At 63.8% G+C, this 25,356-nt stretch carries 35 protein-coding genes; 12 read left to right on the plus strand and 23 right to left on the minus strand.

The features are described 5' to 3' along the window. The first annotated feature begins 125 nt into the window (after window positions 1-125). The 4 genes from ACVOLQ_RS05525 to ACVOLQ_RS05540 are packed head-to-tail and all read left to right on the plus strand — an operon-like array spanning window position 126 to window position 5,956. Window positions 126-1,574, plus strand: a complete 1,449-nt coding sequence (locus ACVOLQ_RS05525) for a tetratricopeptide repeat protein (RefSeq protein WP_481527374.1) — start codon at window positions 126-128, stop codon at window positions 1,572-1,574. Between the two features lie 11 nt (window positions 1,575-1,585). After that, the gene (locus tag ACVOLQ_RS05530; RefSeq protein WP_481527375.1) at window positions 1,586-3,349 is read left to right on the plus strand and encodes a FecR family protein; all 1,764 of its coding nucleotides are present in this window, start codon (window positions 1,586-1,588) and stop codon (window positions 3,347-3,349) included. Beyond that, a complete protein-coding gene (locus ACVOLQ_RS05535; RefSeq protein ID WP_481527376.1) occupies window positions 3,346-5,571 on the plus strand; it encodes a CHASE2 domain-containing protein in 2,226 nt (741 codons plus the stop codon). Before ACVOLQ_RS05530 ends, ACVOLQ_RS05535 begins: the two co-directional genes overlap by 4 nt. Before the next feature lie 37 nt (window positions 5,572-5,608). Continuing rightward, window positions 5,609-5,956 (plus strand): DUF3307 domain-containing protein, encoded by a 348-nt coding sequence (locus tag ACVOLQ_RS05540; RefSeq protein ID WP_313493702.1) that lies wholly within the window; start codon window positions 5,609-5,611, stop codon window positions 5,954-5,956. Window positions 5,957-5,975: 19 nt separating this feature from the next. On the opposite strand, the gene ACVOLQ_RS05545 is transcribed toward ACVOLQ_RS05540, so the two are convergent. Further along, window positions 5,976-7,802 (minus strand): cyclic nucleotide-binding and patatin-like phospholipase domain-containing protein, encoded by a 1,827-nt coding sequence (locus ACVOLQ_RS05545; protein ID WP_481527377.1) that lies wholly within the window; start codon window positions 7,800-7,802, stop codon window positions 5,976-5,978. Between the two features lie 338 nt (window positions 7,803-8,140). Between ACVOLQ_RS05545 and dusA the strand changes: the two genes are divergently transcribed. From dusA to ACVOLQ_RS05565, 4 genes are all read left to right on the plus strand, one after another. Beyond that, window positions 8,141-9,154 carry a tRNA dihydrouridine(20/20a) synthase DusA gene (dusA, locus tag ACVOLQ_RS05550; RefSeq protein ID WP_481527378.1) on the plus strand — a complete coding sequence of 338 codons (1,014 nt, stop codon included), beginning with the start codon at window positions 8,141-8,143 and terminating at the stop codon, window positions 9,152-9,154. 199 nt (window positions 9,155-9,353) lie between these two features. Continuing rightward, a complete protein-coding gene (locus ACVOLQ_RS05555; protein WP_313171218.1) occupies window positions 9,354-9,743 on the plus strand; it encodes a PepSY domain-containing protein in 390 nt (129 codons plus the stop codon). 73 nt (window positions 9,744-9,816) lie between these two features. Beyond that, window positions 9,817-10,500, plus strand: a complete 684-nt coding sequence (locus tag ACVOLQ_RS05560) for a response regulator transcription factor (RefSeq protein WP_057627010.1) — start codon at window positions 9,817-9,819, stop codon at window positions 10,498-10,500. A gap of 23 nt (window positions 10,501-10,523) precedes the next feature. Beyond that, window positions 10,524-11,951: an ATP-binding protein gene (locus tag ACVOLQ_RS05565; RefSeq protein WP_313171216.1), complete on the plus strand. Its 1,428-nt coding sequence runs from the start codon at window positions 10,524-10,526 to the stop codon at window positions 11,949-11,951. Window positions 11,952-12,303: 352 nt separating this feature from the next. Here ACVOLQ_RS05565 and ACVOLQ_RS05570 read toward each other — a convergent pair whose 3' ends face one another. From ACVOLQ_RS05570 to ACVOLQ_RS05670, 21 genes are read right to left on the minus strand one after another with little or no spacing between them, the layout of a single operon-like run. After that, window positions 12,304-12,648: a Mor transcription activator family protein gene (locus ACVOLQ_RS05570; RefSeq protein WP_481527379.1), complete on the minus strand. Its 345-nt coding sequence runs from the start codon at window positions 12,646-12,648 to the stop codon at window positions 12,304-12,306. A 3-nt stretch (window positions 12,649-12,651) separates the two neighbouring features. Further along, window positions 12,652-13,146 carry a phage protein GemA/Gp16 family protein gene (locus ACVOLQ_RS05575; RefSeq protein WP_481527380.1) on the minus strand — a complete coding sequence of 165 codons (495 nt, stop codon included), beginning with the start codon at window positions 13,144-13,146 and terminating at the stop codon, window positions 12,652-12,654. Next, window positions 13,136-13,471, minus strand: coding sequence for a hypothetical protein (locus ACVOLQ_RS05580; RefSeq protein ID WP_481527381.1), 336 nt, complete (start codon window positions 13,469-13,471; stop codon window positions 13,136-13,138). Before ACVOLQ_RS05580 ends, ACVOLQ_RS05575 begins: the two co-directional genes overlap by 11 nt. A 3-nt stretch (window positions 13,472-13,474) precedes the next feature. After that, window positions 13,475-14,383, minus strand: coding sequence for a recombination-associated protein RdgC (locus ACVOLQ_RS05585; RefSeq protein WP_481527382.1), 909 nt, complete (start codon window positions 14,381-14,383; stop codon window positions 13,475-13,477). Window positions 14,384-14,385: 2 nt separating this feature from the next. Next, window positions 14,386-14,715 carry a hypothetical protein gene (locus ACVOLQ_RS05590; RefSeq protein ID WP_481527383.1) on the minus strand — a complete coding sequence of 110 codons (330 nt, stop codon included), beginning with the start codon at window positions 14,713-14,715 and terminating at the stop codon, window positions 14,386-14,388. Beyond that, on the minus strand, window positions 14,715-15,074 hold the full coding sequence (locus tag ACVOLQ_RS05595; RefSeq protein ID WP_481527384.1) for a DUF2528 family protein: 360 nt from the start codon (window positions 15,072-15,074) through the stop codon (window positions 14,715-14,717). Before ACVOLQ_RS05595 ends, ACVOLQ_RS05590 begins: the two co-directional genes overlap by 1 nt. Next, on the minus strand, window positions 15,067-15,339 hold the full coding sequence (locus ACVOLQ_RS05600) for a hypothetical protein (protein ID WP_481527385.1): 273 nt from the start codon (window positions 15,337-15,339) through the stop codon (window positions 15,067-15,069). Before ACVOLQ_RS05600 ends, ACVOLQ_RS05595 begins: the two co-directional genes overlap by 8 nt. A gap of 2 nt (window positions 15,340-15,341) precedes the next feature. Next, window positions 15,342-15,959 carry a DUF3164 family protein gene (locus tag ACVOLQ_RS05605; RefSeq protein ID WP_481527386.1) on the minus strand — a complete coding sequence of 206 codons (618 nt, stop codon included), beginning with the start codon at window positions 15,957-15,959 and terminating at the stop codon, window positions 15,342-15,344. 26 nt (window positions 15,960-15,985) lie between these two features. Next, entirely contained in the window at window positions 15,986-16,180 is a 195-nt protein-coding gene (locus ACVOLQ_RS05610) for a hypothetical protein (RefSeq protein ID WP_481527387.1), read from the minus strand. Window positions 16,181-16,221: 41 nt separating this feature from the next. Continuing rightward, a complete protein-coding gene (locus tag ACVOLQ_RS05615) occupies window positions 16,222-16,431 on the minus strand; it encodes a hypothetical protein (protein ID WP_481527388.1) in 210 nt (69 codons plus the stop codon). Beyond that, a complete protein-coding gene (locus tag ACVOLQ_RS05620; RefSeq protein WP_481527389.1) occupies window positions 16,424-16,645 on the minus strand; it encodes a hypothetical protein in 222 nt (73 codons plus the stop codon). Before ACVOLQ_RS05620 ends, ACVOLQ_RS05615 begins: the two co-directional genes overlap by 8 nt. Next, window positions 16,638-16,937 (minus strand): hypothetical protein, encoded by a 300-nt coding sequence (locus tag ACVOLQ_RS05625; protein WP_481527390.1) that lies wholly within the window; start codon window positions 16,935-16,937, stop codon window positions 16,638-16,640. Before ACVOLQ_RS05625 ends, ACVOLQ_RS05620 begins: the two co-directional genes overlap by 8 nt. Window positions 16,938-16,940: 3 nt before the next feature. Continuing rightward, entirely contained in the window at window positions 16,941-17,261 is a 321-nt protein-coding gene (locus tag ACVOLQ_RS05630; protein ID WP_481527391.1) for a hypothetical protein, read from the minus strand. A 1-nt stretch (window position 17,262) separates the two neighbouring features. After that, a complete protein-coding gene (locus tag ACVOLQ_RS05635; protein ID WP_481527392.1) occupies window positions 17,263-17,487 on the minus strand; it encodes a hypothetical protein in 225 nt (74 codons plus the stop codon). A gap of 1 nt (window position 17,488) precedes the next feature. Then, the gene (locus ACVOLQ_RS05640) at window positions 17,489-17,884 is read right to left on the minus strand and encodes a hypothetical protein (RefSeq protein WP_481527393.1); all 396 of its coding nucleotides are present in this window, start codon (window positions 17,882-17,884) and stop codon (window positions 17,489-17,491) included. After that, window positions 17,881-19,056 carry an ExeA family protein gene (locus ACVOLQ_RS05645; protein ID WP_481527394.1) on the minus strand — a complete coding sequence of 392 codons (1,176 nt, stop codon included), beginning with the start codon at window positions 19,054-19,056 and terminating at the stop codon, window positions 17,881-17,883. Before ACVOLQ_RS05645 ends, ACVOLQ_RS05640 begins: the two co-directional genes overlap by 4 nt. Next, window positions 19,056-20,858 (minus strand): hypothetical protein, encoded by a 1,803-nt coding sequence (locus tag ACVOLQ_RS05650; RefSeq protein ID WP_481527395.1) that lies wholly within the window; start codon window positions 20,856-20,858, stop codon window positions 19,056-19,058. Before ACVOLQ_RS05650 ends, ACVOLQ_RS05645 begins: the two co-directional genes overlap by 1 nt. Window positions 20,859-20,860: 2 nt before the next feature. Further along, on the minus strand, window positions 20,861-21,802 hold the full coding sequence (locus ACVOLQ_RS05655) for a hypothetical protein (protein WP_481527396.1): 942 nt from the start codon (window positions 21,800-21,802) through the stop codon (window positions 20,861-20,863). 14 nt (window positions 21,803-21,816) lie between these two features. Then, the gene (locus ACVOLQ_RS05660) at window positions 21,817-22,110 is read right to left on the minus strand and encodes a helix-turn-helix domain-containing protein (RefSeq protein WP_481527397.1); all 294 of its coding nucleotides are present in this window, start codon (window positions 22,108-22,110) and stop codon (window positions 21,817-21,819) included. Beyond that, window positions 22,107-22,355 carry a hypothetical protein gene (locus ACVOLQ_RS05665; RefSeq protein WP_481527398.1) on the minus strand — a complete coding sequence of 83 codons (249 nt, stop codon included), beginning with the start codon at window positions 22,353-22,355 and terminating at the stop codon, window positions 22,107-22,109. The genes ACVOLQ_RS05660 and ACVOLQ_RS05665 overlap by 4 nt, the downstream gene beginning before the upstream one ends. Further along, window positions 22,352-22,564 carry a DNA-binding protein gene (locus ACVOLQ_RS05670; RefSeq protein WP_481527399.1) on the minus strand — a complete coding sequence of 71 codons (213 nt, stop codon included), beginning with the start codon at window positions 22,562-22,564 and terminating at the stop codon, window positions 22,352-22,354. Before ACVOLQ_RS05670 ends, ACVOLQ_RS05665 begins: the two co-directional genes overlap by 4 nt. Window positions 22,565-22,610: 46 nt before the next feature. Between ACVOLQ_RS05670 and ACVOLQ_RS05675 the strand changes: the two genes are divergently transcribed. Both ACVOLQ_RS05675 and ACVOLQ_RS05680 read left to right on the plus strand, forming a co-directional pair. Next, window positions 22,611-23,072 (plus strand): helix-turn-helix domain-containing protein, encoded by a 462-nt coding sequence (locus ACVOLQ_RS05675; protein WP_481527400.1) that lies wholly within the window; start codon window positions 22,611-22,613, stop codon window positions 23,070-23,072. Further along, window positions 23,069-23,689 carry a hypothetical protein gene (locus ACVOLQ_RS05680; RefSeq protein WP_481527401.1) on the plus strand — a complete coding sequence of 207 codons (621 nt, stop codon included), beginning with the start codon at window positions 23,069-23,071 and terminating at the stop codon, window positions 23,687-23,689. The genes ACVOLQ_RS05675 and ACVOLQ_RS05680 overlap by 4 nt, the downstream gene beginning before the upstream one ends. A gap of 51 nt (window positions 23,690-23,740) precedes the next feature. Here ACVOLQ_RS05680 and ACVOLQ_RS05685 read toward each other — a convergent pair whose 3' ends face one another. Then, complete coding sequence (locus tag ACVOLQ_RS05685; protein WP_481527402.1) at window positions 23,741-23,965, minus strand: Acb2/Tad1 domain-containing protein; 225 nt, start codon at window positions 23,963-23,965, stop codon at window positions 23,741-23,743. 186 nt (window positions 23,966-24,151) lie between these two features. Between ACVOLQ_RS05685 and ACVOLQ_RS05690 the strand changes: the two genes are divergently transcribed. After that, window positions 24,152-24,904: a hypothetical protein gene (locus ACVOLQ_RS05690; protein WP_481527403.1), complete on the plus strand. Its 753-nt coding sequence runs from the start codon at window positions 24,152-24,154 to the stop codon at window positions 24,902-24,904. Then, on the plus strand, window positions 24,901-25,311 hold the full coding sequence (locus ACVOLQ_RS05695) for a hypothetical protein (RefSeq protein ID WP_481527404.1): 411 nt from the start codon (window positions 24,901-24,903) through the stop codon (window positions 25,309-25,311). Before ACVOLQ_RS05690 ends, ACVOLQ_RS05695 begins: the two co-directional genes overlap by 4 nt. Window positions 25,312-25,356: the final 45 nt, after the last annotated feature.

A 25,356-nucleotide genomic window follows, 5' to 3' on the forward strand; every position in this document is an offset into this window, starting at 1 on the left:
GTGGGGCGTTGATTCTAGCCGGGGAGGTCTTACGCCAAGGTCGCGACCGCGCGGTGTTCTTACGGTGCCTCTATACACTCCGCGCACATTGCGCCTGGGCTATCGAGCCGGTAGCCGGAACCGCGATGCAGGAGGCCATTGTGGAATCACGGAGCATGGGGGGGCAGTACCGTCGCCCGGAGGGACATGTGCTGGACGCGCGGCGGGGACGCGCGCGCCTTGCCGTCCTGGCGGCGGTACTGTGCTTTTTGCCTGGCGGCACGGCGCTGGCGCAGCACCATTTCTACAACGTACCGGCGGCAGTGCCGGTCAGCGAGGTCGCGCAGCTGGAAACGGAGCGGCGGCAACTGTTCCAGAAGATCCTCGACGATCCGGCGGACCTGGATGCCGGTTTCGCCTATGCGGTGGCATCCACCCGCCTCGGTGATTACGAGGCGGCGATCGCCACTTACGAGCGGATGCTGATCGTGCGGCCGGCGACGCCGCGGCTGCAACTGGAGCTTGCGGCGCTGTATTTCCGCCTGGGTGCCTATCCGCGCGCGCGGCAGCTGTTCGACCGGGTGCTGGCATTGCCGGAGACACCGGATCCGGTACGTCGGCGCATCGCGGGCTATATGGCCGTGATTGAAGGTGAGCGCAAACAGCGCGGCGGCTTCAGCGGCATGCTCAGCATCGGCGCACGCGCGGAAAGCAACGCCAACGGTGCGCCGGACCGTGACAGCATCAGCTTGAATGGCCGTGATTTCGAGTTGGCTCCCGATTCGCGCGCAGCCAGTGACAGCAGTCTGCAACTGGGCGCTTTGCTGCGCTATCGGCAGCCGCTGTCCAAACAGGGCGGTGTGTTGGATGTGTCGCTGGCCGCAGCCTCCAGTCGCTATCGCGATCTGGGGGAACTGGGCAGCGACGGGCTGGAGCTGCGCTTGGGGCCGGACATTTCACTCAACCGCTGGGGGTGGCGTGACGCCCGTATCGCGGTTGCCGGACTGCTGGGGCAGACCTGGCTGGATGGCACGCGCTACATGCATTCGGGAGGATTGGCGGTCGCCTTCCGCAAGCCGATAGGCCGTGAATCATTGCTGGCGGCGAATGTCGACTGGCGCGATGAGCGCTATACCCCGGCCGCGGACATGGCCAGTGCCAAGGCCTATTCGGGTGACCGCTACCGTGCCAGCGTCAGCTACAGCCGTCAGCTTGCCGATGACTGGCAGTTGCTGCTGAATCCTGGCGTCGAGCGGCGCAAGGCGCAGGTCGCGTTCAACAGTTATTGGGAACCGCGCTTCAACGTCGGCGTGAACTATCGCTACCCCGCCTTGCTCGGCAAACACAGCCAACCGTGGATGCTGGCGGTGACTGCCCAGGCAGCGCGGCGGCGCAATGATGTGCCGATGACGGTGGTCAGCCGCGATACGCGCCAACGCGGCAACGAATTGGTGCTGCAGGCGGTGCAGACCATCCCGCTGCGCAGCGGCACGGATCTGCAGCTGTATGCCGGCTACCGGCGGCTGCATTCCAACTATGCACTGCGCGAGTACAACAACCGGTTTGCCGGCTTTTCAGTGATCCAGGCGTTCTGAGGATTCCAGCGATGCGTATCCATCTACCGGTAGCGGTAATTGCGGGCCTGTTGCTTGCGGTGGCGCCGGCCTCGGCCGAGAAAGTGGGCACTGCGGCGGCGGTCGCGCCGGATGCCCAGAGTTACTTCGGTTCGACGGCACCGCGGGTGGTGCGACTGGGCGACAACGTGTTGCGCAACCAGCGCTTCCAGACCGACGCCAAGGGCGTGGTGCAGGTGCTGCTGGTGGACGGTTCCAGTTTCACCATCGGCCCGCGTTCGTCGTTGGTGATCGATCAATTCGTCTACAACCCCGAGCGGGGAACGGCGCAGCTGGCTGGCAGCATGTCGCGCGGGGTTATGCGTTTCATTGGCGGTGCGGCGTCCAAGAGCGCGGATGGAGTGAAGATCAAGACGCCGGTCGGCGTGGCCGGCATCCGTGGCGGCATTCTGGGTTTGTGCGTGGATGATGCGGCGGCCGGTTGTGCAGGCAGTGCCATCGGGCAGTTCGAGTTTGGCGATGAGGCACGCTTCGAACCGGCGCAGGGACCGGCGGTGGTGCTGCACCAACCGGGTACGGGCTTCAGTTCCAACGGCGATGGTGCCTTGATCAACAATGGCGGCGGTGCGCCGGTTGATCCGGCGGCGGCGCTGCCAGCGGCGCAGGGTGAGGACCAGAATGTCGGTGGGCTGGAGGCACAGCCAAACGCGCGTGCCGGGTTCAGCGGCGCTCCGATGGGGCCGGCGCTGGGTGTGCCCGGTGTTGTGCCGGGGCAGGGGCCTTCGGCATTGCTGCCTGCTGCGCAGGGCGACAGCCCCGGGCAATCGCAGCTCGAGACAGAGCTTGAGCGCCGCGCCACACCGCCGGATCCGGTGACGCCGGTCGACCCTGTAGGTCCGGTAGACCCGGTAGAACCAGTAGAACCAGTAGAACCAGTAGAACCAGTAGAACCAGTAGAACCAGTAGAACCGGTAGAACCGGTAGATCCGGACTTGCCCAAGACGCTGAACGGCATCATGCAAGGCTTCGCCTCTGCCTATGCCGGCAACACGGCAGTGTCCACAAGCACCGCGAGCTTCCAGTTCGATGCTGCCGCCGGTACCTTCACCGCCAGCATTGCGCCGGAGTCCTGGAACGGTGCCTCCCTGTCAGGTGCGGGTGACTATCTGCATGACCGCAGCTATGAGTTCGAAAGCAACCAGGGCAGCCTGCGCGTGGACGGAAGCCCGGACCTGCTCTGCAACTGCGATTACCTGAGCTGGGGACATTGGGAGGCGATCAATGTACCGGGAACCCAGCCGGGCATTCCGGGCGAGGATGTGCCGCCGAACGTCGCACAGAACGGTTACTGGATCATCGGCAAGCTGACCCCGCTGGCCGAGCTGCCGACCAACATCGTTGCCTCCTATTCGGGCATGGTGATCGGTGCGGCTTATCGTGATGACCAGGTCGTCGACGGTTTGACCGGGGATTTCACCGCGACAGTGAACTTTGCCGCCGGCACCGGCAGCTTGAACATCGCCAATTTCGATGGGCACAGTTTCGGCAGCAGCTTTGACCTGGGTTCGGCCGCTTCCGGCATGCCGGACAACGCGATCTCGGGAACCATCGAGTCCACCATGGCCGCGCCTTATTTCGGCCGCTACACCGCTGGCTTCGCCTCGGACGGCACGGACAACACCGCGGCGATGCTGGGCACCTTCGACGTGCGTGAGGAAGGCGGAACGAACTGGTCGGCCACCGGCATCTTCGCTGGCAAGAAAACCAGTGAGACGCCTGCTTCCGGCGCCCCGTGAGCGAGCTGTCGTCGAGCCGCCGCAAGGCAACGCCAGCGCGACCGCGCCGCGCCAGGCTGCTGCTCGGTGGGGTGGCGGTGTTGTTGCTGGCATTGCTGATCGACACCGCGTTCCGCGATGGCCTGTCGCGGCAGGCTGATCTGCTGTTCGACAGTTTCCAGCGCGCCGCCCCGCGTGCGGCCACGCCTGATCCGGGTGTGCTGGTGGTGGACATCGATGAGGCATCGCTGGCGCGGGTTGGGCAATGGCCGTGGCCACGCGATCAGATGGGACAGCTGGTCGATACCGTCGGCAGTCTTGGTGCGGCGGTCATTGCCTTCGACATGGTGTTCACCGAACCGGACCGTACTTCGCTGGGACCACAGCTGCAGCGCCTGCAGGCGCAGGGCATCGCCGTCCGGGTGCCGGATGACGCGCCGTTGGACAATGACCGCGTGTTCGCCGAGGCCATCGCCCGCAACCCGGTGGTGATGGGCGTTGCGCTGTCGAGCGAAACCGGGCGCGCATTGTCACCGCCGCTGGCCGGGCTGTCGTTCGCCGGTAGCGACCCGCGCCGCTATCTGCCCGCTTTCGAAGGCGGATTGTCCAATCTGCCGGCGTTGAGCGCGGCGGCCACCGGCATCGGCAGCTTTTCGTTTCCGCCGGCACACGACAACATCATCCGCGCGATGCCGTTGTTGGCATCTGCCGATGGCCAGCTTTATCCCGGGCTGGGCGTGGAAGCCCTGCGCGTCGCGCAGGGCGCATCCGGCCTGGTGCTGCGCTCCAGTGATGCCAGCGGTGAAAGCGCCGCTGGCCCGCTTGCGCTGACTGCAGTGAAGGTCGGCATGCTGGAGTTGCCAGCCGCCGCCGATGGCCGCTTTCGCGTCCACTATTCGGGCATGCCGCATATGACGGTGATTCCGGCATGGCAGCTGTTGCAGGGTGATGCGGCGGCATGGTCGGACAAGGTGGAGGGCCGTGTTGTGCTGGTCGGCACCTCGGCCATCGGCCTGCGCGACATCGTTGCCACGCCGCTGGCGGCGGCCGAACCCGGCGTCAATGTGCATGCCGAGCTGATCGACCAGGCCTTGAATCAACAATCCCTGCAGCGCCCGGATTGGGCGCGCGGCGCGGAAGTGCTGGTTGCCATCGTCAGCAGTGTGCTGTTGTTGCTGGTGCTGGCGGGCGCACGGCCGCTGCTGTCTTCGCTGGTCTTTCTGCTGTTGCTGGCCGGTGTGCTCGGCATGGCGTGGTGGGCGTATACCCGGCACACCTGGTTGCTGGATCCGGTGCCGGCACTGCTATGCCTGCTGGCGGTGTTTGTCAGCATGCTGCCTGCATTGCTGTTTGCCGGTAACCGCGAGAAACGCTTCGTGCGCACGGCATTTGCGCGCTACCTGTCACCGGCCCTGGTCGAACGTCTATCGCATGATGCGCAGGCCTTGCAGCTTGGTGGCCAGACACGGCGGATCACCGTGTTGTTCTCGGATATCCGCGGCTTCACCTCACTGTCGGAGAATCTGAGTCCGGATGCATTGACCGCGTTGCTCAATGACTTCCTGACGCCAATGACCGATGTGTTGCTGGCGCATGAAGCGACCATCGACAAGTACATCGGCGACGCGATCATGGCGTTCTGGAATGCACCGGTCGACATCGCCGCGCATCCACGCAAGGCCTGCCTGGCGGCGCTGGGCATGGTGGCTGCGGTGGAGGCGCTCAATCGCGAACGCGGCAGCGCATTGCGCATCGGTGTGGGTTTGAACCTGGGCGATGCCTGCGTCGGCAACCTGGGGTCGCAGCAGCGGTTCTCCTATTCGGCCATTGGTGACACCGTCAACCTCGCCTCGCGCGTGGAAGGGCTGACCAAGTACTACGGCGTCACCGTGATGGTGACCGATGCGGTGCGCGCCGAGGCCGCCGATCTGGCCTATCTGGAAGTGGATCGGGTGCGGGTGGTGGGACGCACTGAACCGGTGCAGCTGTTTGCCTTGCTTGGCGATGCGCAGTTTGCGCAGCAGGCGGATTTCCAGGCGTTGGCGCAGGCCCACGCACAGGTTCTTGGTCTGTATCGCTGCGGGAATTTCAGTGCTGCGCTGCGTGCGCTCGGCGCACTGCAGGCGCAGTACGAACTGCAGCTGCTTACGCAGTTGCACATGCTTTACCTGCAGCGACTTGAGCAGTTGATCAAACATCCGCCGACGCAATGGGATGGCATCTTCACGGCGACCTCCAAGTAGTGCCAGACTCAACCCCTGACCTGAACCCAATCGGCACATGTCCCTGATTCCGTCGTTGACCACGTTTGTGTTGTTGATCGTCGGCCATGCATTGGCGGATTACCCGTTGCAGGGCGAGTTTCTGTCCAGGGCCAAGAACCGCTTCGCGCCGCTGGCCGGGGTGCCGTGGTACCAGGCATTGGGCGCGCATGCGGTGATCCACGGTGGGGTGGTGGGCTGGGTCACCGGCAGCATGTTGCTGGGCCTGTTCGAAGCGCTGGCACATGCTTTGATCGATGACCTCAAGTGCGGCCATCGCATCAGCTACAACGTCGACCAGCTGCTGCACATCGTCTGCAAATTTGTGTGGGTGGCCTTGTTGCTGGTGTTCGGCCCCTTGCCCTGATCGCCGGTCTTGCGCGGCATCAATCCTCGAAGCCGGGCATCACTTCGCCGCGGCGCCAGGCGTTGATGCCGTCCAGGCCGCCGGCCTTGTCGAGGAAACGCAGCGTGTATTCATAACCGGCCTGTTCCTGCGCACGGCCCAGCTTGAAGGCGAGCAGGCCCATCCCCGGGACGGTGGGTGGTTTCAGCAGCAGGTCGCTGCCAAGACCGGTGCCGCGCAGCATGCGCCCGGAGGTGATCTGCATCGAACGCGCCGCCACCTCACCAATACGCGGGAAGTCATCGCCCCTGCGCCGCCCGCGCAGCAGCTGCCAAGCCAGTGACAGGCGCGACGGTACGTTGCCGTAGGCACTCCGCACCCGCCACTCGTTGCCCGGCGACAGCATCGACACGATGTTGGGTCCGCTCTTGATGGCGCGCATCACCGAGATCGGCACGTTGTTCATCACCCCGCCATCGACCAGCACCTGTCCTTGTTCGTTGATCCACGGCGGCAGCGCCACCGGGATGGCGGTTGAAATGCGCAGCGCCTGCCAGGTCAGGCCGTGGCGCACCACTTCCAACTCGTTGGTGGACAGGTTGGCCCCCACCGCGAAGTAGTTCAGCGGAAGGTCTTCCAGGCGTGCATCGCCGAGCTGTGCCTGCATGCAGGCATCCAGGTGGCGGTGGTCGAGCAGGCTGTACCAGGGCAGGGTGAAGCGCCCCAGCGCCTTGTTGCGCAGGAAGAACTGCTCGTAGTCCTGCATCATCGCCGCGGCGTCGTTGCCGGCCGCATAGGCATGGCCGACCACCGAGCCGATCGACGTGCCGCCGATGATGTCCAGCTCGATGCCTGCTTCGGACAGCGCCCGCAAGGTGCCGATATGGCCTGCGCCCAGCGCGCCGCCGCCGCCGAGCACCGCGCCCAGTCCGCGGCCGGTGAGCAGTCGCGCCACGCGCGCGTAGTCGCGCGGCTGTTGCAGCGCCAGGTGGTGATGCAGGTGCAATGGCCGCTCCTGCAGCCAATGACGGGTGTGGCGGATCGCGTCACCACCGTGTTCGCGCCACAGCAGCAGACCAACCTGGCGTGGCCGGAACAAGGGCAGCGCATAGGCTTCAAGCGCACTCAGCGGCACCGGCCCGGTATGCGCCAGGTCTTGGCGGCCGCACAGCAGCAACTGGTCGCAATGGCGCAGCGCGGCGCGGTCCCAGGCGGCATTGCCGTCACCCGCTACCAGCAACAGCTTGCTGCCGGCATGTTCCTGCATGCCCAACCACTGCGAGAGCTGCTGTTCGTTGTCAACGGCGACGTCGCCCGGCAGGTCGCCTGCACGCAAGACGCCGGTGGCGGTGCCGCTGGCGCGCAAAGCCTGCAGCAGCTGTTCGACCAGTTGCGCGGGGATGGGGGCGGTGCCGGCCGGGCACAGTCCGATGGCATCGGCGATGCGGGGTGCCATCGCCGCCGCCGCCGAGGTGGTGGCGGCCAGGCGACGGCCGAGGATGCGCAGGATCGACTGGGTGAAGTCCGGCTGCGCTGCCGACACATGCTCAAAGCTGTCGCGGCTGAGCTCCAATACCTCCGAGTCGCGGCTGGCGACCACATCGGCGGTACGCGGCAGGCCACCAAAGAAGGCGATCTCGCCGACCGGTTCCCCCGCTCCGATCTCGGCCACCAGGTGACGGCCACCGAGCAGCACCTCAAAGCGCCCGCGCAGCACGTAGTAGACATGATTGGCGGCCTCGCCCTGGCGTACCAGGTGCTCGCCCTTGCGCAGTTGCAGTCGCCGCATCCGGGCAAGCAGGCTGTCGCGTTGGGCGTCGGAAAGCCCGGCCAGCAGGTCGGAACGGGGAGCGGTGGCAGTATCCAAGAGACGGCTCGTGCTGTGATCGGTGACGTTTACCCGCCTGTTATCGCCGCAGACCGTAAGAGTGCGCTGAACCGCTGGGCCATATCCCCTGCAAATGGGGCAGCCACGCCCCCTTGCGGCGGCCCATGTGCGGGGTAAGAGCGCTGGACGACCGGCTGTCAGGCTGCGGCCCAGGCATCCTGCATGAGCTGGCGTGTGGAGGTGCCCCCTTGGCTTTCGCCAACTGGCTGCCACGATCATGGACCGGCGGGGTTCAGCCCGGTCGTTTACTCTTTGCAGCCCGAGTTCCCCGCTGGCGCCCGTTGAGGCCGCACAGCCACCTGACTTTCGATCCGATCATGTCCCAGCTTTCCGCCTCGCCTGCCACCCGCTACGCCGACTCCCTGCGCCTGTCCGTTGCCCCGATGATGGACTGGACGGACCGGCATTGCCGGGTGTTCCACCGGCTGTTGGCGCCGGGCGCGCGGCTGTATACCGAGATGGTGCATGCCAATGCGGTGATCCATGGCGACCGCGAGCGGCTTATCGGTTTCAACCCGGTCGAGCAGCCGCTGGCCCTGCAGCTGGGTGGCAGCGATCCCGATGCGCTGGCCCAGGCTGCCCGAATTGCCGCCGAGTGGGGCTATGACGAGGTCAACCTCAATTGTGGCTGCCCGTCTGACCGGGTCCAGGCCGGGCGCTTCGGTGCCTGCCTGATGCGCGAACCTGAATTGGTTGCTGAATGCGTCGCGGCGATGGTGGCGGCGGTGGATATCCCGATCACGGTCAAATGCCGCCTGGGTGTGGACGAGGACAAGGACTACGACGTGTTTGCCGGTTTTGTGGACCGGCAGGTCCAGGCCGGCGCTGCGATGGTGGTGGTGCATGCCCGCAATGCCTGGCTCAAGGGCTTGTCGCCCAAGGAAAACCGCGAGATCCCGCCGCTCCGCTATGAATGGGCCTACCAGCTCAAGCGTGAGCGTCCGACGCTGCCGTTGGTGATCAACGGTGGCATCGCCACGGTCGAGGCCGCACAGCAGCACATGCAGCACATGGACGGGGTGATGCTCGGCCGTGCGGCCTATCACGACCCCTACGTGCTGCATGCCCTGGACTGCGCGCAGACCGGGCAGCCGCTGCGCGGCCGCGAGGAACTGCTGATTGCGCTGCGGCCCTATGTCGAGGCACAGCTGGGTGCCGGCCTGGCCTTGAAGCACATCACCCGCCACGTGCTCGGCCTGTTCCATGGCCAGCCGGGCGGGCGCGGTTTCCGCCAGGTGCTCAGCGAGGGCGCGCACCGGCCGGGTGCCGACTGGGCACTGGTCGAGCAGGCACTGGAGGTCACCCGCCAGCAGGCCGCACGGGTTGCCTGAGCGGTCGATGGAGGCGGCGCCGCAGGACATGTTTGGTCAGCTTGCTGAACGAGCAGGCAGGGCGAGGGGACGGGTTCAGATCGGATTCACCCCTAAAAATCAAGAATTTGGCTCGATTTCGTAAGGCCTCGGGGAAATTTTCAGGGGTCGTGGTTTACGAATTTTGAACGTTGCCTCGCCGTCCGCTAGGATCTGTCCCATGCATTCGCTTTCCCGTCGTCGTCTGCTGGTCGCCCTGATTGCCACGTTGGTCGTGGCCGGTCCGGGCGTGGTCGTGGCGTCGGCGCAGCAGCCGCAACAGTCGCGGGGCGAGCACGCCCGTGGCATGGACGGCGGTGAGCGCGTTGCACGCGCGGGCCGTCAGGGCGGTGCAGACCGCTCGCTGTCCGATGCCGTGCGGCGCGTGCAACGCGAGACCGGTGGGCGCATTCTTGGCGCGGAGCGCGTGCCGTATGACGGCCGCGACATCAATCGTGTCAAATACATGGATGACCGTGGGCGCGTACGCTACATGGACGACCCTTCGCCTTCACGAGACCACCCGCGCGACCAGCGGGCGGAGCTGCCACCACGCGGCGATAACTCCTGAACAGCGATAGTGGTTGTGGGTTTTGAATACACACGCTGGCCGCTTGGCCGGCCCAAAGTACTAGGGAGAGTTCATGCGTATCCTTCTGGTTGAAGACGAAGCCCCGCTGCGGGAAACCCTTGCGGCCCGCCTCAAGCGCGAAGGTTTTGCCGTGGATGCCGCTCAGGATGGCGAGGAAGGCCTGTATATGGGCCGCGAAGTGCCGTTCGACGTGGGCATCATCGATCTGGGCCTGCCCAAGATGTCGGGCATGGAGCTGATCCGCGCGCTGCGTGACGAGGGCAAGAAATTCCCGGTGCTGATCCTGACCGCACGTTCCAGCTGGCAGGACAAGGTCGAGGGCCTGAAGCAGGGCGCCGATGACTACCTGGTCAAGCCGTTCCATGTGGAAGAGCTGCTGGCTCGCGTCAACGCGCTGCTGCGCCGCGCCGCTGGCTGGTCCAAGCCGACCCTGGAATGTGGCCCGGTGGCGCTGGATCTGGCCGCCCAGACGGTGAGCGTGGCCGGCAGCAATGTCGACCTCACCAGCTACGAGTACAAGGTGCTGGAATACCTGATGATGCATGCCGGTGAGCTGGTCTCCAAGGCCGACCTGACCGAGCACATCTACCAGCAGGATTTCGACCGCGACTCGAACGTGCTGGAAGTGTTCATCGGCCGCCTGCGCAAGAAGCTCGACCCGGACGGCGAGCTCAAGCCGATCGAAACCGTGCGTGGTCGCGGCTACCGCTTCGCGATTCCGCGCAACGAGGGCTGAGCCCCGCCAAGGGGTAGAGCGTGATGACGGGCCGTCAGTGGCTATTGAAGCGTTGGCGGCCCCGCTCCCTGCAGGCCCGCCAGCTGTTGGCGGCGTCGGTGGGCCTTGTGGCCTTCCTGGCCCTGGCCGGTTACGCGCTGGATGCGGCCTTTGGCCAGACCGCGCGTGACAACCTCAGCGAGCGCCTGAAGAACTACGCCACCGCCTATGCCGGTGGCATCGATTTCACCCGTGATGGCTCGCTGTACATCCGCGAACAGCCACCGGATCCGCGTTTCGATGTGCCCGGCAGCGGCCTGTACCTGCAGGTGGTGATGCCCGGCCATGTCGCCAACTCGATGTCGGCCGAAGGCCCGATGCTGCCGGACGTGAGCGAGCACACGCTCAAGCCGCGCGAGGAAGTATTCGAAGGCCCCTTGCCCATCACCCAGATCGACGGCACGCCCGGCGAGGTCTATCGCTACGGCATGGGCCTGGTATGGGGCGGCGATGGCGCGCCCGAATCCGAGTTTCCGTACACCATCTATGTGCTTGAGGATTCGCGCGCGCTGGGCATGCAGCTGCGCAGTTTCCGTGCGGCGGTGTGGTTCTGGCTGGGTGTTACCGGCCTGATCCTGTTGCTGCTGCAGACGCTGGTGCTGCAGTGGAGCCTGCGTCCGCTCAAGCGCGTGATCAACGAACTGACCCGCGTGCAGCGCGGCGAACGCGAACGCATGAGCGAACTGCATCCGCGCGAGCTGGAGCCGCTGACCGAAAGCATCAACGCCTTCATCGAGAGCGAGCGCGAGAACCTGGAGCGCCAGCGCAATACCCTGGCCGATCTGGCGCACAGCCTGAAGACACCGCTGGCGGTGCTGCGCAACGAGTTGGAAAGCGGTACCAGCAATGAGAGCGAGCTGCGCGAGGAAGTGGGCGTGCAGTTGCAGCGCATGAACAACCTGGTGTCCTACCAGCTGGCACGCGCGGCATCGTCCGGGCACAAGCTGTTCTCGGCACCGGTGCCGATCGAAACCACCGCCGAGGAAATCGTGCGCGGGCTGGAGAAGGTCTACGCCGCCAAGGGCGTGTTCTGCGAGTTCGAGGTGGCGCCGGGGGTGAACTTCTACGGCGAGCCGGGCGACCTGCAGGAACTGCTGGGCAACCTGTTGGAGAACGCCTTCAAATGGGCCAACCGACGCGTGCTGCTGACCGCCAAGCCGATCACCGCTGGCAATGGCAAGCGCGCAGGCCTGGCGTTGGCAGTGGACGATGATGGCCCGGGCATTGCCGAGGACAATATCGCCAAGGTGCTGCAGCGTGGCGTGCGCGGCGATGAGCGCGTGCAGGGCCACGGCATTGGTCTGTCGATCGTGCAGGACCTGATCAAGGCCTATCGCGGTGAGCTGCAGGTCAAGCGTTCGGAAGAGCTGGGCGGCGCCCGTTTTGAAGTGACCTTGCCGCCGGGTATCTAGTTCCGGAACAGGCCTGGGAATTGCCGGCCGCGTGCGTGTTCTTGGTGCTTCTTGCGCTTGAGCTGTAGCCAAATTCAAAAACCGACCCCTCCCCAACCCTCCCCTTGGCTGCGCCAAAGGGAGGGGGCGAAGCCTGCTCCCTCCCTTGCGCACGCAGTGCGTAGGTGAGGGCCGGGGAGGGGTTCGCTTTTGATCCTGCCCTTGCTGTGCAGGGGTGAGATATATCAGGGGGGATGTTGAGATATCTAGCCGGAAGAGGTCGGAAGAACACGGCTGATTCTGGATGGCGTCGGAAACGTTGTTGCGCGTGGCGTAAAACGTATGGACGGCAAATTAGAGCGTTGCGGACATTCTAGAACAACTGACCTTGGTCAAAGTCAGGGTCTCGGGCATCTCGACGACGGATGATCTGCCGGATGCGCTCCTCGGAGAGCGAGAAGGCTTTGGCGAGCTCTGGGATGGTCTTGCCATCGGCCCGCAACCGGCAGATTTCACGGTCGCGGGGGGCCAGCTTGAAGGCCAGGTCGAGGTTTATATAGATCCGGATGCCCGCGTACTCGACGCACATCATGTCAGCTACTGCCGCACCGATCTGCTCGGCCAGGGCCTGGTCGATGCCGTGGGCACGGGCAGTTCGCTCAGCGGCTTCAGCCACATCGGTCAAGAACTCATTGCGGAGGGCATCCGTTGCGTTCACGGGTCAGCGGGGCTCCGGCTTATAGCCCGTGCGGCTGCGCTCGGGGTGGCGGCGAATGTCATATTCCAGCGCAGCGATGATCTTGCCGAGGGCCGCCGCGTCGCAGAACTCTAGCCGCTCGACCTTGGCGATGTTCCGCGCCAGGGCATGTGCGTATTCCCACCCACGCCCTTGGTCAGCGATCAGTGCCTCGATCTTGCGCATACGGGCCTCCCGGTCCTGCGGGCCGGCCTTGGGCTTGCCCTTCCAGCTGGAGCGGACGGGCTGGCCCAGCTTCTGCCGCAGCTCAGAGGCCACCGCGTCGAGCTGGGCCTGGGTGCAATCCCCGGCGCTGCGCACCGGGCGGCCGTGGCCAGCGGAAAGCCGCTCAACCAGGTCACGGTAGGCGCAATCATCCAGGTCGAGCTTGCGGCGCATGGCCTGGACCGCCCGAATCGTTGCCAGGCGCTGATCGCCTGCCCCGGTGCGGCAGCCTTTCGTGGTGGGCTTAGCGGCCATCGAAGTTCTCCAGCAGCCGGAGAGCCGGCAATATGAGGTTCTGGTAGACGTTGGAACAGTCGGATTCCTCATAGCCGAACTCGTTGACGAAGGTGGAGAAGCTGGTGCCACGGCCCCGGTTCTTCAGCCATTCCGCATAGCGTGCTGCCACCCCCAGCAACTCTTCCTGGTTGGGGCGTCCACGGGCGACGGCCAGCTCGTCGGCCCAGCGGCGCATGTCGCTGGCCAGCGACGCATAGCCGGCCTTGTAGAAGGTGTCGGCCAGCCGCAGCAGCCCCAGCGGGCCGGCCGGCAGTTCTTCAGGCATGGTGACGATATCGCCCATCTGTCAGCCCTCCGCCTTGGACAGTTTCAGGGCCCGCTCCAGCAACAGGAACAGGCGGCGCAGTTCACCACTGATTAGCGCGAAGCGGGCATCCAGCTCGGCACGGCGGCCTTCCTCGTCGATGTTTTCCAACTGATCGGTGGCACCGTCCAGGAACTTCAGCTTGCGCACAATCAGGTCATCGCCGAGGACGAATGACAGGTTGTCCTCGAACACCAGCGCCAGCTTGGTGACCTGCTTGCCGGCGTCCAGATGCTTGTCGACCTCGTCACAGCGCAGTTCCTGGTCGGTGCAGTGCACCTTGGCGCCGCCCTCGGCCGGGTCACGCAGCTCCGCCTCTTCACCGAGCAACAGGCCCTCGGGCAACGGCTCGCCTGCGATCCAGGCGGTCAGGATCGTGCGCGGAGCGATCTCGGCGTTCAATCGAAGCGCCGGGAAGCTGCCCAGCAGCCCCCGGATATCACTCATCACGTTCTCGCCGGTCTTGTAGCTCGACGTGTCCACCGCGACGAAGCCATGCTGCAGGTCAAGGAAGGCATCAGTGCGCAGCTGTTTGACGAAGGCCTGCGGCATCAGCTCGTGCAGGAGGTCATCTTTCAGGCGCTTGCGCTCGCGGCCCCCCGCCTTCCTGCCTTCGTTGGCCTCGATCTGCTGGATCTTCTCGTCCAGCTTGTTGCCGACGACAGCCCCGGGCAGGATCTTTTCTTCGGTGCCGATGGTCAGCCACAGGAAATCACCCATACGGTGGGAGAGCTGAACCTTCTCTTCCCGCCCGAAAGGAGAAATGAAGCCGCGCGAGGTCATTTCCAGCGCACCCACCGGCTTGAGGACATCCAGCGGCAGGAGTGTTTCGACCTCGGAGAAGTCCACCGAGCTCGGGAAGCGGAAGATCGTCACATTCTTCGGGAACATGCTCATTCCCCCCGGCTCGCGGCGGCAGCGAGTGCCTGCTGCCGCACCGTCTGCAGGCAACGATGCGCCACCAGCAGCGAGTCCATCGCATCCACCAGGTCGCCACGTGCGATATCGTCGCGCGCGGTCTGGATCCACTCCAGCGCCTCGCCAGTTGCGGGGACGAGGCCCAATTTCTTGGCGGCCGCCTTGATAGCCGTCTGCCATGCCGCTACGACCTTGCCGGTCTTGTCGACCAGGCGCAGCAACCGCGCGTCAGCGGAAGCCTGCACCTGGCCGCCGGCCTTCAGAACTTCCAGCACCTGGTCGGTGCGGGTCAGCGTGTGTGCCATCACAGCACCTCCACTTCATAAGCGGCCGCATCGAACCCCGGCACGTCGTATTCGCGGATCGAGATGCCGACACTGCCGCCCGGATGGCACCAGCCTTCCTGCTCATGCAATTCAGTCAAGGCGCCGGCCACCGTGTAGCCTTCAATCAGATAGCCCCACAGCCAGCTCGCGGCGTAGCGCGCGACCGCTTGGTAATCGTCATTGTCTGAGGCATCCAGCACCTCGTCCTTCGACGACCAAAAGCGGGCCGTTTCCCGGGCATAGTCGGGAGTGAAGACAGCGGTATCGATATCGAGCGTGATCGACAGATCGAAGCCGTTGTCGATCTTGAATGACCGGATTGCGGGGATATCAGCCATCGTTGCTCTCCTTCTCGACGAAGCGGACCAGCTGCGAGGCGCCGATGTGGCGCTGCATATACCAGGGGAACACGTCCCCCCGCTGGTCGATGTACTGGACGGCGCGCTGTACCGCCTCCAGCTCATCAGGACCACAGCCTGGGGCGGTCATGGCGGTGTTGTAGAACTGCACGCCCTCTACGTTGGTACTACCGGCAAAAAGCTCGATATCTGACCTGGCGGCGCCATCGGCGATTGCGATGGCCAGTGCGTTGGTGGTCTTCATGTTCAGAGCACCGCCAGGTCGAGGCTGATCGGCTGGTACATGCCGTTCGCATCCCGCTCGTAGAAGCGGACATAAGTCTTGCTGCTGACCACCGTTACGGCGTCACTGATCGCAACCATTGCCTGCTGCCAACGGGGGTCGTCGAACTCCAACTGGCGCAGCGAAAGTACTTCGCCGGTCTTGATGTTGCCGTCAGAGTCGACGCGGAAAGCTTTGTTTACCAGCGTTCTGAGCTTCGGGTCAGCACCTTCTGTCCAGTCGTTGAGGCACTCATCGATCAATGCCTTGGCAGCCTGCAGGCGTTCGTCGAAGGTGATGGCGTCCTGAATTGCACGCACCATTTTGTAGCGGCCGTCGAATGAGAACAGCGCCACATTGCCCTTGCCACCTCCGATGCGCGCGTTGTACTGCTCCGCACTCACCTGCACGAATGCGTCGATATCGGGGAACAACTGTTGTTTGAAGTCACGCAGCCGCTGCCGCAGCTGCAAAGCGTGGGTGACCTTCTCCATGACCAACCCGTCGCGCAAGAGATCAATGGGCTTGATCTGTGCCTCTGGCACAAAGTGGCCACTGCGGTTCTCGCGGAAACCGTCCGGCGGTGCCTGTTTTACATTCATGTGAAGCTCCTTTGTAAGGTGGCGGATCAGCGGGGGCTGTCTGCCGGGAACTGAACCCCGAGCACCGATGGAACACCTTCGATTTCCATCGGGCTGATGGCGTTGAACCAATCGGTGCGCCATTGGCGGGCGGATACCAAGCTGATGCCGAATAGCCCGGCAATAAGCTCGGCTGTTATCTCGCGCGGGTTCTTGTTCTGCGCCCACAACGCAAAACGCATGGTGCAGATCCGGCTATTGGTAGGCCTGCCAGTACGTGCCATCACTCCACCCGAAACTCTTCGTGGAACCAGGTGTCCAGGCGACCGAGAATCCGCGCACCTTCACCCGGCGGCATAGGTGCGTTGTCGCAAGGGGGGCAGATCAACTTGCCCTCATCGACCGGCTTGCCGCAGTAGGCGCAGACCGGCTTGAGTGGCAACGCCAACTGGTGGTCACGGGTGCCCTGTCGGCTATCGCGATGGTCACGCATGGGTGGCTTCTCCAACTTCCCGGACGATCACGTTGGGCTTGGGATCGACCTCGACCAGGCGCAGGACCTGCACGACGTAACGGGGCTCTTTGTCCGCGCTGGTCTGAGTCATCGCGGTGATTACCGCTTCCTGCAGGTCTTGGCCAGCGGCATCGCCTCCCGCCAGCTTGCCTATCTGATCCATCTTCACGACGGCAAAGCGCTGCTCAGCCATGACTGGCCCCCTTCGCACTTCGTGCCGGTCGAACCACGCTCCATTCCAGGCGGCAACCTTCGAAGAAGGCCGCGTGCACCAGCACTGTTCCACCCCTGGCATCCGGGTAGCGCATGCGCAGCCCGAAGGGGATACCAGCTGGCAAGGTGCTGACGTGCAGTACAGGCGCTTCCGGGCCTTTACTGACTTCGGCGGTGTAAACCGTGATGCCCTGGGCAGCCAGCTCATCGGCGGCAATACGTGCCAGTTTCAGGCCCTGGCACAGAGGCAGGTTGATCACATTCGTAGACATGGTTCAGTGCTCCTTGTCGATGCCGTCGATAACAGCCAGGTCAATCAGTGCTTCCCAATCGATGGTCCAGACGCGGCCGGTGCGGGAAGAAGTGATCACGGGCGCGCCGCCCGTTCCGGTGGCCAGCGTGTATTCGTCGCCTGTCTCCTCCATGCGGGCTTTGGCGAACTCGCGGTGCAGCACCGGGGCGGCACCAAGGGGGAGCACCTGACCGAACGGACTATGAGAGGACGCCGGAGCCTGCCGCCGGTGCTTTGGGTGCGCGCTGTGCTCGCGCCGGTTGAGCTTCTGCGCCTGACAACGGGAAGCGGTAGGGACGGCCATGTCAGACTTCCTCCACTTCGTCGTCGCGCAGGGCATCAGCCAGGGCGTCCGCCTGCCCGGGGGTGAGCGCGTCCAGCAGCGAGTTGAAGGACTGGCCGATGCGGTACGGAATGCAGGCGGTTTCCAGCACATCCCGATGCACCAAGGTGATGCGGTCCACGGGCATGCCCTGGTCGATGAACAGTGCCCGCAGGTAGGCGCGAACAGAGGTGGGAGTCAGCGCCATATCAGCGGCCCCCCTTCTGCATACGCACCAGGCGTTCCAGTTCGGCCAAGCCCAAGGCACAGCCCCGGATGACATTGCGGATGCGCAGTTCAAGATCGTCCTGGGGATCGTCGTGATCACGACTGATACCTTCCCAAGCGCCCTGACCGACCACCTCCTGCAGGGGCGTCAGCTCCAGGCCACCACCGCTGGAGGCGGTGCAGACGTCAGGGTTCATCCATGCTGGCAGCAGGTGGAAGGCAGCAGCAGCTGCCAGCTCTTCGCTTCCGTGCTCCGTGTCATCGTGGGCATGGGTATAGCCTTTGGCTTCGATCTGCCGGTTCCGTTCCTCCAGAACCAAACCGAACGCAAGGGTGCCGAGATAGGCCGGGCTCTTTTTCGATGCGCCCATGGTCATACCCCCCGGATCACATCAGCGGTGACGGTCGGCACGCCCAGCTCGGCGGCGCGGTTGATTGCCGCCGTCAATGCGTTCTGCACCGCCAGCGGATAGAGCAGCGAGCCAGTGCCGCGCGCCGGAACCAGCTTGGCCCGCAGGGCATCGATAGCACTGCGCTCCACCACCTTTTCCAGCGGTACGCCGGCACGCTTGAAACGGTGTTGCAGGTAGCCCTCCAGCTCGTTATCCAGCGGCTGCAGGGTGATCATTTCAATGCGCTGTACGACCTCGCGCACCTCCGGGTTGTGCTCGGACAGCTTCAATGCCAGTTCCGGCTGGCCGATCAGGATCACGGAGAGCAGCGGGCGCAGGCCGTCCTTCAGCTCGCGGAATCGCTTCAGGTGCTTCAGGGTGGGCAGAGGCAGGCTGTGGGCCTCTTCGATGACCAGGACGTGGCTGTGGCCTGCACGCGCGCTATCACGCAGTGCTTCGTGCAACTGGCGGAAGCGGGCCTCCGGGCTGCTCTTCGGCTTAGACAAGGGCGCGACTGCTGCCATGATCGCTTCGGCGATGTGGTGGCTGCGCAGGGTCTTACCCACGGCGTCGCTACCCTCGCTCGCAAGCACATACGGCTCAATGACGATGACCGCCTGCTCTTCGCGCTGGATGCGGTCCAGTAGTTCCTCCCGCAGGGTGGACTTACCGGCGCCGCTCTCGCCGATCACGGCGGCGAAGCCACCGTGGCGGGCAACGGCATACATGCTCTCGCGCACATAGCGGATATCCGGAGACAGGAACACATCGTCAGCGGCCGCCGGTTCGGCGAAGGGGTTGCCGGTCAGGCCGAAGGCCCGGCGGGCCTTGGGCGTCAATGCTTGGTATCGAAGTAACATGGACTCTTCCTCGTCGTTGATTTCAGCGTTGCAGTTGGGGTCTTGCGGTGGGGAAACCGGGGCCGGCGTGTTGACGCACGTCGGCCCCTTCTCTTGCAGGTGCCAGTCGGCGGCGGGGGCGCCTTTCTGGACCAAGTACTGCGTTATCTCGCTGCGGACCTTGGCGGCATCGCAGCCGGTCGGCAGGTGGCCGTGGTTGATCAAGCCATTGAGCGCGGGGCGGCTGATGCCAACGGCAGCTGCAAGGGCACCCTGCGGGATGCGGGCTTCCTGCAGTACAGCTTTCAGGCGGAGCATCAAGCGGCCCCTCCTTCCACGATGCGCAGTGCACGCGACGGCGCTGCCAGAACAGCCGCCCACGATTCGACGTCATCGACCGGCAGCCCGTCCGGCCACTGGCCGGCAGTGCGGGCGTACATTTCCGGCGTCCAGGTGCTGCCCAGGCGCTCCACCAGGGGCTTCAAACGCATCGCCGCTTCGACGTGATTCAGCGGCGCCAGCTCGGCACGCGGTGCTACTGGCTCAATGCGCTGTGCAGCGATGACCTGCGGCGCGTCGATGTTGGCGATGGTTCCGGAACGCGGCAGGCTCGGCGCGATATTGGCCTCGCGAATATGCTTCATCGGGTCAATCTGGCCACCGAATGCAACGCGCTTTGCCTTGCGTGCCACAGCAACCTCGGCATCCGACTCGACTTGCATAGCAAGCCTGTCCAGTTCCTTGCGCGCGGCATCAGCCGGCGTTTCCGGCAAGCTGCGGAACTGCTCGCCAACCATCGCTGCGGTATCCAAGAAGCCCCACTCATTGAGCGTTCCGATGCGTGGGGCAAGGTAATGGAGCGGCGCGCTATCGCGCTCGCCCGGCATCAGCACGCGCACGCTGCCTTCGGCGTCCAACGCATTACCGATTACCTGGACGCGTTGGTTATTGATCAAGCCGGGAATGCCACGGACATCCCAGACCGATCCTTTGAAGCGGACCATTCCGTCACGAACCATGCAGGCTTTTGGCGTGGTGTGCGCGAGTGTGCGAAGAACTTCAATAGTCGGCGCCAGAACCAGCTGATCCGGCGTGATACGCAGCCAGCCGTCACGTCGTGTCATGCCGGTGCGGGTGTGGATGCGGGTGGCGTTGTATGCACGCACCCACTCTTGGGCAAGCGTGTTTATCTCTTCCAAGCTGGTTACCGGGGCGCGTGTCTTGAGCATCGCCTCGAAGTGGATTTCGATCAGGTAGTTGGCGTTCTCAACCTGCCCTTTGGCCCGAGCGTTACCAACCTCGTTGACGATCAGTTCAATCCCGCACGCCGCGATGAAGTTGCGCGTAGTGCCAGCTGTGACAGCGCTACCCGGGTCCATCATCAGCAGCTTCGGGATGCCATGCATTGTCCCGATCTCGCGTCGCGTCATTGCGTGAATCAAGGTGGACAGAAGGTTGGCGCTGCTCTCGGCGCCGAGCACGTAGAACACGTCGATGCAGCCCGAAGCGTGATCGGTGACCGCATAGCGCCATAGCCGCCGTTCCGCGATCTTGGTGAAGTTGCCCGGCTTACCGCGATAGAACGCACGCTTGTCCATTACCTGTGTGCCGTCGTCAGCGAGATAGAACTGCCGGCTTACCGATGCGTCGATCTGCCATAGATGGTTCGGGTGCCGCGATGCCAGCCGCGCAGCTGGCGAGGGTGCGGCCAGCTGATCGGCATGGAATCCGTAAGCACGTAGCGAACGGCAGATGGCGCTTACGCTCAGCGGTCGCCATTCCCCGGTGCTCTTGTCCAGACGCGCGGCTTCTATCCTGTCGTTGGCGCGCAGGATTTCGACTGCATCCTCTATCGGCAAGGTGCCGGTTCCAGTCAGACGCCTGGTCTCTTCGACCAAGGCTGCAATGGATGCTGCCTCGGCGCGCGAAAGCGCCATGTCACCCGCATCGGAGCGCCGCTTTCTGGGCTTTACCGGCGCAGTCACAGCGGCAAGTCGGCGGTGTACCGTCTGGACCGAGCATCCCATCTGCTCGGCCAGCCGGGCGACGATGACGCCCTTACTGCCGTGCGGTGCGGTCAGTAGTTCACCGGCAGCCGCTTGGATGAGTTCGGCCGACACGGTCAGCCCTCCCCGTCGTTCGTGAGGGGAATAGAAATGGCCAGCTCTTCGTCATCGCGCGCAACGCGAACGCCAGTCAACAAGCGGCCGAACATATCGCTGAGGAAGATGGCCGCATCGCCGTCCTGGCTGTTGTCGGCTGCGTGATCAGCCAACGCCCGAACCGCAGCGCGCAGGCCCGACTTCTCGTTTCCGTATGCAGCAAGCACCGCTTGTTCGGCTTCAGTGACCGCCTGCTTGAGGATCACCAACTGCTGATCGGTATCTGCAGCTTTCCACCGGCGCTGAGCTTTGGTGGTTTTATCGTGTTCTTTGTTGAGATCGTCGCTCAACTTGTTGATGCGCTGATCCTTCGCTTCTAGGTCGGCACGGGCCTCGCGCACGGCCGCGCGGAGTTCGTCACGAGTCATGCTGGCGACATCATCCAGGTCGAGCTCGCCCGTAATGCCTTCTTCGGCCAACTGTTTGAACTGGTCTTCCGGGAGCCGGGACAGCTCAATCATCTTGCCGATGGTGGAAGCAGCGGCCTGCAAATCCCGCACGCGTGCGGGATTTGCCACCCCCTGCATCTGGCGCGCCCACGCCATCATCCGCAGCGCAGCGTCATCCCCCAAATTGAGCCGCTTCAGCATCCCGGCCCATTCGCCATGCACGCAGCAGGCACGCGCCACCAGCAGCATGCGCCCGGCGCGCAGGAAGGATTCAGCACTGCGGCCGATCTCGATGCGGATCGCTGACTCGTAGTGATCCGGATGCCACGGCAAGCCATCTCCAAATTGTTCCACCAGCGCGCTCTGCTGGGCATTCATCGCCACCAGCTCGCCGTGGCGCGCGGCTTCTTCGCTGGCGACCGCCTGGTCGCCTACGATGTCTGCGGCGGGGAGCTGCTTGGCGCCACGCTTGTTTTCAGGACTTTGCCGGTCTGCAACAGGGGTCTTTGCCATGGAACGTTCCTCGATCAGTTGGGGGTGCGGCTGTACCGCTGTTTGAACTCTTGGAGTGCCTGTTCTTCGCGCAGCACTTCGTGGGAGTGGGCGATGGATATCTGGACCACGCGCGGCGTCAGTCGCCAGCACTTGTCATCCAGTGGGGCGCGCTCGACCAGGCCGTCGGCCTCCATGTTCTGAAGGTTGCGCAGCGTCGTGGGCTCGGACTCACCAATGCCCTCGGCGATCTGCTTCAAGCGGAGGCCTCGGTAGCTATGGCCTGCCAGCCCGAAAAGCAGGCGGGCGAAGATGGATTTCGTGCTCATGCGGCCAGCACCTTCGGCACCAGCACCAGCGCCCCGGACTGGGTGATACCGGGCGTGGCGCCGGTGGCGACGCACTGCGCATCCATCATCGACAGGGCGTCATTCCTCCAAGCTTCGGCGGCTTCTTCAGCACGCGAGAGCTCGATGCGCAGGTGCTCATTTTCTTCGGCCAGCCGGATCACTTCGGCCAGGGTTTGTTCGTGGGCAGCCGCGTCGAAGCGGCGCAAGAGGCGAGCGACGTTCACAGTTGGGTGTCCTTCGGTTCGGGTTTGAGGCGGAGAGCAATGGCGGCGCGATGGGCTTCCCCGCGAAGACCGCGGCGCTTTCCGCGAAGGAGGTCGCGAACAACGCAATGGCTGAAGCCGTTTTTGCGTGACCACTCGGCTTGGCTGATGCCGTTCTCGGCAAACCACCGGCGTACCTGCTCCGGGGTGCGCAATCGTTGGGACGTCATTGGGTGCGGTACTCTTGCGGGCAAATGTGGGTAACGTGGGCGAACTATGGGAACTATCGTTCTCATTGTCAAGCCAAAAATAGGAATTTCTGTGGACTTTAGTTCTCGCCTAGCGGAACAGCGAAAAACCCGACAGCTCAGCCAGGTCGATGCCGCTTCGCTTTGCGGCGTTTCGCGCGAGATGTGGGGCAGATACGAGCGGGGGCGCGCAAAGCCAGGGAGTGACGTACTGGACGCTCTGGCGCGGGCCGGGTGGGATGTGTCCTACATCCTTACAGGCAAATCAATCGATGAGCGGCAATCCGCTCTAGAAGACCGCATGGATGCACTCAAAGAATGCACCCGTCGATCTCTGGAGCTAACGGATGATTTGCAAAAGGGGGAGCTCATCCGCGATGTGATGCTCGGTAATTTGTGGAATAAGCCAGAGATCATCGAGGCTGCAATTGAGCGCTACGTTGCCGTGCGGCAGGCGCAGCCTGCAAACATGACAGGGAGAGAGGCATGAAGAAGCTTGTGATTGCGATGTTGCTTACCACTTTTGCGTCGCAGGTGTATGCATTAACTGAAGATCCCGATATCGCATCAGCAAAGGCAAAGGTTGCGATGAAACTGAAAGATGCTGAGAGCGCCCGCTATACCGATCTGCTGAAGGCCGAAAAAGGTGGCATGGTCTGCGGCTGGGTGAACTCGAAGAACTCCTATGGTGGCTACGTTGGCTTCCAGCCCTTCTTCGTCGTGGGCGATCACGTAATGATCAGGGACGCCTCACCCGGTGACTTCAGCAATCAGGGTTTCTTTGCTGGCCTGTGGGCAGCCTGCATTCCGGCAACGGGGGAGTCCTTCGGTAATGCGATTGTTGCCCTGCCACGGATCAACATCGGGAAGCAGTGCGAAAAAAATCGGCAACGAAGTGCCGACAAGCCAGAGTTGTATGCAAACTGTGAGGCAAACGAGGCTGAGGCGCGCGCATGGCTGGAAGCGCATCAAACCAGTGAATTACTGGCACGACAGTGCGCGGTGGAAGCGCGTCGATTTGACTCCTATGGCATGGCCAAGTCATGTGTGACCCGCGGTGAAACCGATATCGTTATTCGCAGAGGTCCGCGCCTATCCGGCTCGTAGCTCAGTAAATGGAAGGCCGCCCATGAGGCGGCCTTCTTGCTGTTGCAGCCGTCAGAACGATGCCGGCTGAGCGATGGAACGCACGGCCCACATGAGGCCAGTTTGCAGTTCCGTCCTGGCAATAGCCAAGGCTCGCTGGTCAATGCCCGGTAGTTCTTTCAGCTCTTCGAGCAATCGTCCGATTTCATTGCCCTTGGCCTTGAGGGCGTTCATACCATCAATCTCCTGCTGCGACAGTTCGCGGTAGCCGTTGATTTTTCTGTGCTGGTTATCCATTGCGCCTCCGGATTAGGGGGCCACTCTCCCGCGCGCGCGTGAGGCATGGCGGCAAAATGGTTTGGCAGAGACAGATTTCATCTCGTCGGAAAGTTGGCACATCGGTTCGGTGCGTGTGGGGCGCACCAGACCGGTGGGCACCCGTCCTCGTCTGCCCACCGGTCATCTTTATTTCAGGAGATGGTCATGGGCATGCCACGCGGCATTCGCAATAACAACCCGGGCAACATCGAACGCAATCCAGCCAATAAGTGGCAGGGGACTATGCCGCGCGAACGCATGACACCCGAGCAGCGCGCAGAGAAGCGCTTCGAGGTGTTCACCTCTCCGGCGTGGGGCATCCGTGCGCTCGCAGCCCTTCTGGTCAACTACTACGACCGGCACGGGCTGGACACGATAACCAAGATCATTGGGCGATGGGCGCCGCCGGTCGAGAACGACACGGATTCATATGCCAAGAACGTAGCCCGCGAAACCTGCATCAGCGAAGCTGTCCAGGGCGCATGCGTAACGCCCAATGACTTCGTGAACCTGCACGAATACCGACGCCTTCGCCCTATTGTCGAGGCCATCATTCGGCATGAGAACGGGCAGCAGCCCTATGCATCTGAGGTGATCGAGGAGGGCCTGCGCTTGGCCGGGGTGGTCAAGCCCGGCGCCGAACCGCTCATGGCGGTACCCAAGGCGGTGCCGGTTGCTGCTGTCACTGCGGCCACGGCCTCAGGTGCCGGGGCCATTGCGGAACTTGTGCAGCAGGCCAGCGCACCGGTCCAGCAGCTCACACCGGCCATCGCCCAAGTCAATGCCGTGGCCCAGTCCACCAGCGCGCTTCCCAGCTGGCTGCGCGCCATCATCGCAATCGTGGTGCTGGTGGCTGCTGGTGCAAGCATTTACACCTGGTACCGGCTGCGCCGCGCACGGCGGGCGGTAACGCCATGACCCCGGCCGGTCAGGCCGTTGGCGTTGTTCTGGTGCTGGCCTCTTTGGTTGGTGGCGGCGTGGTCATTGGCCGCCAGTCCAGGGATGGAGAGGTCCGGCAGCTGGTCGCAGACCGCGATGCAACTTTCATGCACGCCAACGCCCAGGCGCAAACCCTGACCACGATCAAGGCAACGCTGCGCGAAGAGCGCGAGCGGAGGAACCGCATCGAGCAGGCCGTCCAGCAAGAGCTGGCTGACCGCGCCGAGCGTATCGCCCAATTGGAAGTTGCCGCCGAACGGCGACGCCAGAAGATAAACACCGAGGCAATCAAAGATGAAGACTGCAATGCGTTGCGCCGCCTGCCTGTTTGCGCTGCTCTGGCTAACGGCCTGTGGGGCAGTCCGCCCGACCCCGCCGCCCGCTGAGATCGTTGAAGTTCCTGTCGTCGAGTATGCGCCGCTTCCGGAGGC

The sequence above is a fragment of the Stenotrophomonas sp. STEN031 genome (assembly GCF_056759975.1).

Coding starts and splice junctions, on each gene's coding strand:
- ACVOLQ_RS05625 (WP_481527390.1), bottom strand. CDS start 16,937: ATGTCTACGAATGTGATCAACCTGCCTCTGTGCCAGGGCCTGAAACTG.
- ACVOLQ_RS05605 (WP_481527386.1), bottom strand. CDS start 15,959: ATGAATGTAAAACAGGCACCGCCGGACGGTTTCCGCGAGAACCGCAGT.
- ACVOLQ_RS05645 (WP_481527394.1), bottom strand. CDS start 19,056: ATGCTCCGCCTGAAAGCTGTACTGCAGGAAGCCCGCATCCCGCAGGGT.
- ACVOLQ_RS05660 (WP_481527397.1), bottom strand. CDS start 22,110: ATGAGCACGAAATCCATCTTCGCCCGCCTGCTTTTCGGGCTGGCAGGC.
- ACVOLQ_RS05635 (WP_481527392.1), bottom strand. CDS start 17,487: ATGGCGCTGACTCCCACCTCTGTTCGCGCCTACCTGCGGGCACTGTTC.
- dusA (WP_481527378.1), top strand. CDS start 8,141: ATGTCCCAGCTTTCCGCCTCGCCTGCCACCCGCTACGCCGACTCCCTG.
- ACVOLQ_RS05525 (WP_481527374.1), top strand. CDS start 126: ATGCAGGAGGCCATTGTGGAATCACGGAGCATGGGGGGGCAGTACCGT.
- ACVOLQ_RS05580 (WP_481527381.1), bottom strand. CDS start 13,471: ATGGGCGATATCGTCACCATGCCTGAAGAACTGCCGGCCGGCCCGCTG.
- ACVOLQ_RS05640 (WP_481527393.1), bottom strand. CDS start 17,884: ATGACCATGGGCGCATCGAAAAAGAGCCCGGCCTATCTCGGCACCCTT.
- ACVOLQ_RS05675 (WP_481527400.1), top strand. CDS start 22,611: ATGGGAACTATCGTTCTCATTGTCAAGCCAAAAATAGGAATTTCTGTG.
- ACVOLQ_RS05630 (WP_481527391.1), bottom strand. CDS start 17,261: ATGGCCGTCCCTACCGCTTCCCGTTGTCAGGCGCAGAAGCTCAACCGG.
- ACVOLQ_RS05620 (WP_481527389.1), bottom strand. CDS start 16,645: ATGGCTGAGCAGCGCTTTGCCGTCGTGAAGATGGATCAGATAGGCAAG.
- ACVOLQ_RS05575 (WP_481527380.1), bottom strand. CDS start 13,146: ATGGCCGCTAAGCCCACCACGAAAGGCTGCCGCACCGGGGCAGGCGAT.
- ACVOLQ_RS05685 (WP_481527402.1), bottom strand. CDS start 23,965: ATGGATAACCAGCACAGAAAAATCAACGGCTACCGCGAACTGTCGCAG.
- ACVOLQ_RS05610 (WP_481527387.1), bottom strand. CDS start 16,180: ATGCGTTTTGCGTTGTGGGCGCAGAACAAGAACCCGCGCGAGATAACA.
- ACVOLQ_RS05655 (WP_481527396.1), bottom strand. CDS start 21,802: ATGGCAAAGACCCCTGTTGCAGACCGGCAAAGTCCTGAAAACAAGCGT.
- ACVOLQ_RS05670 (WP_481527399.1), bottom strand. CDS start 22,564: ATGACGTCCCAACGATTGCGCACCCCGGAGCAGGTACGCCGGTGGTTT.
- ACVOLQ_RS05600 (WP_481527385.1), bottom strand. CDS start 15,339: ATGAAGACCACCAACGCACTGGCCATCGCAATCGCCGATGGCGCCGCC.
- ACVOLQ_RS05585 (WP_481527382.1), bottom strand. CDS start 14,383: ATGTTCCCGAAGAATGTGACGATCTTCCGCTTCCCGAGCTCGGTGGAC.
- ACVOLQ_RS05690 (WP_481527403.1), top strand. CDS start 24,152: ATGGGCATGCCACGCGGCATTCGCAATAACAACCCGGGCAACATCGAA.
- ACVOLQ_RS05695 (WP_481527404.1), top strand. CDS start 24,901: ATGACCCCGGCCGGTCAGGCCGTTGGCGTTGTTCTGGTGCTGGCCTCT.
- ACVOLQ_RS05590 (WP_481527383.1), bottom strand. CDS start 14,715: ATGGCACACACGCTGACCCGCACCGACCAGGTGCTGGAAGTTCTGAAG.
- ACVOLQ_RS05555 (WP_313171218.1), top strand. CDS start 9,354: ATGCATTCGCTTTCCCGTCGTCGTCTGCTGGTCGCCCTGATTGCCACG.
- ACVOLQ_RS05530 (WP_481527375.1), top strand. CDS start 1,586: ATGCGTATCCATCTACCGGTAGCGGTAATTGCGGGCCTGTTGCTTGCG.
- ACVOLQ_RS05615 (WP_481527388.1), bottom strand. CDS start 16,431: ATGCGTGACCATCGCGATAGCCGACAGGGCACCCGTGACCACCAGTTG.
- ACVOLQ_RS05595 (WP_481527384.1), bottom strand. CDS start 15,074: ATGGCTGATATCCCCGCAATCCGGTCATTCAAGATCGACAACGGCTTC.
- ACVOLQ_RS05680 (WP_481527401.1), top strand. CDS start 23,069: ATGAAGAAGCTTGTGATTGCGATGTTGCTTACCACTTTTGCGTCGCAG.
- ACVOLQ_RS05540 (WP_313493702.1), top strand. CDS start 5,609: ATGTCCCTGATTCCGTCGTTGACCACGTTTGTGTTGTTGATCGTCGGC.
- ACVOLQ_RS05565 (WP_313171216.1), top strand. CDS start 10,524: ATGACGGGCCGTCAGTGGCTATTGAAGCGTTGGCGGCCCCGCTCCCTG.
- ACVOLQ_RS05560 (WP_057627010.1), top strand. CDS start 9,817: ATGCGTATCCTTCTGGTTGAAGACGAAGCCCCGCTGCGGGAAACCCTT.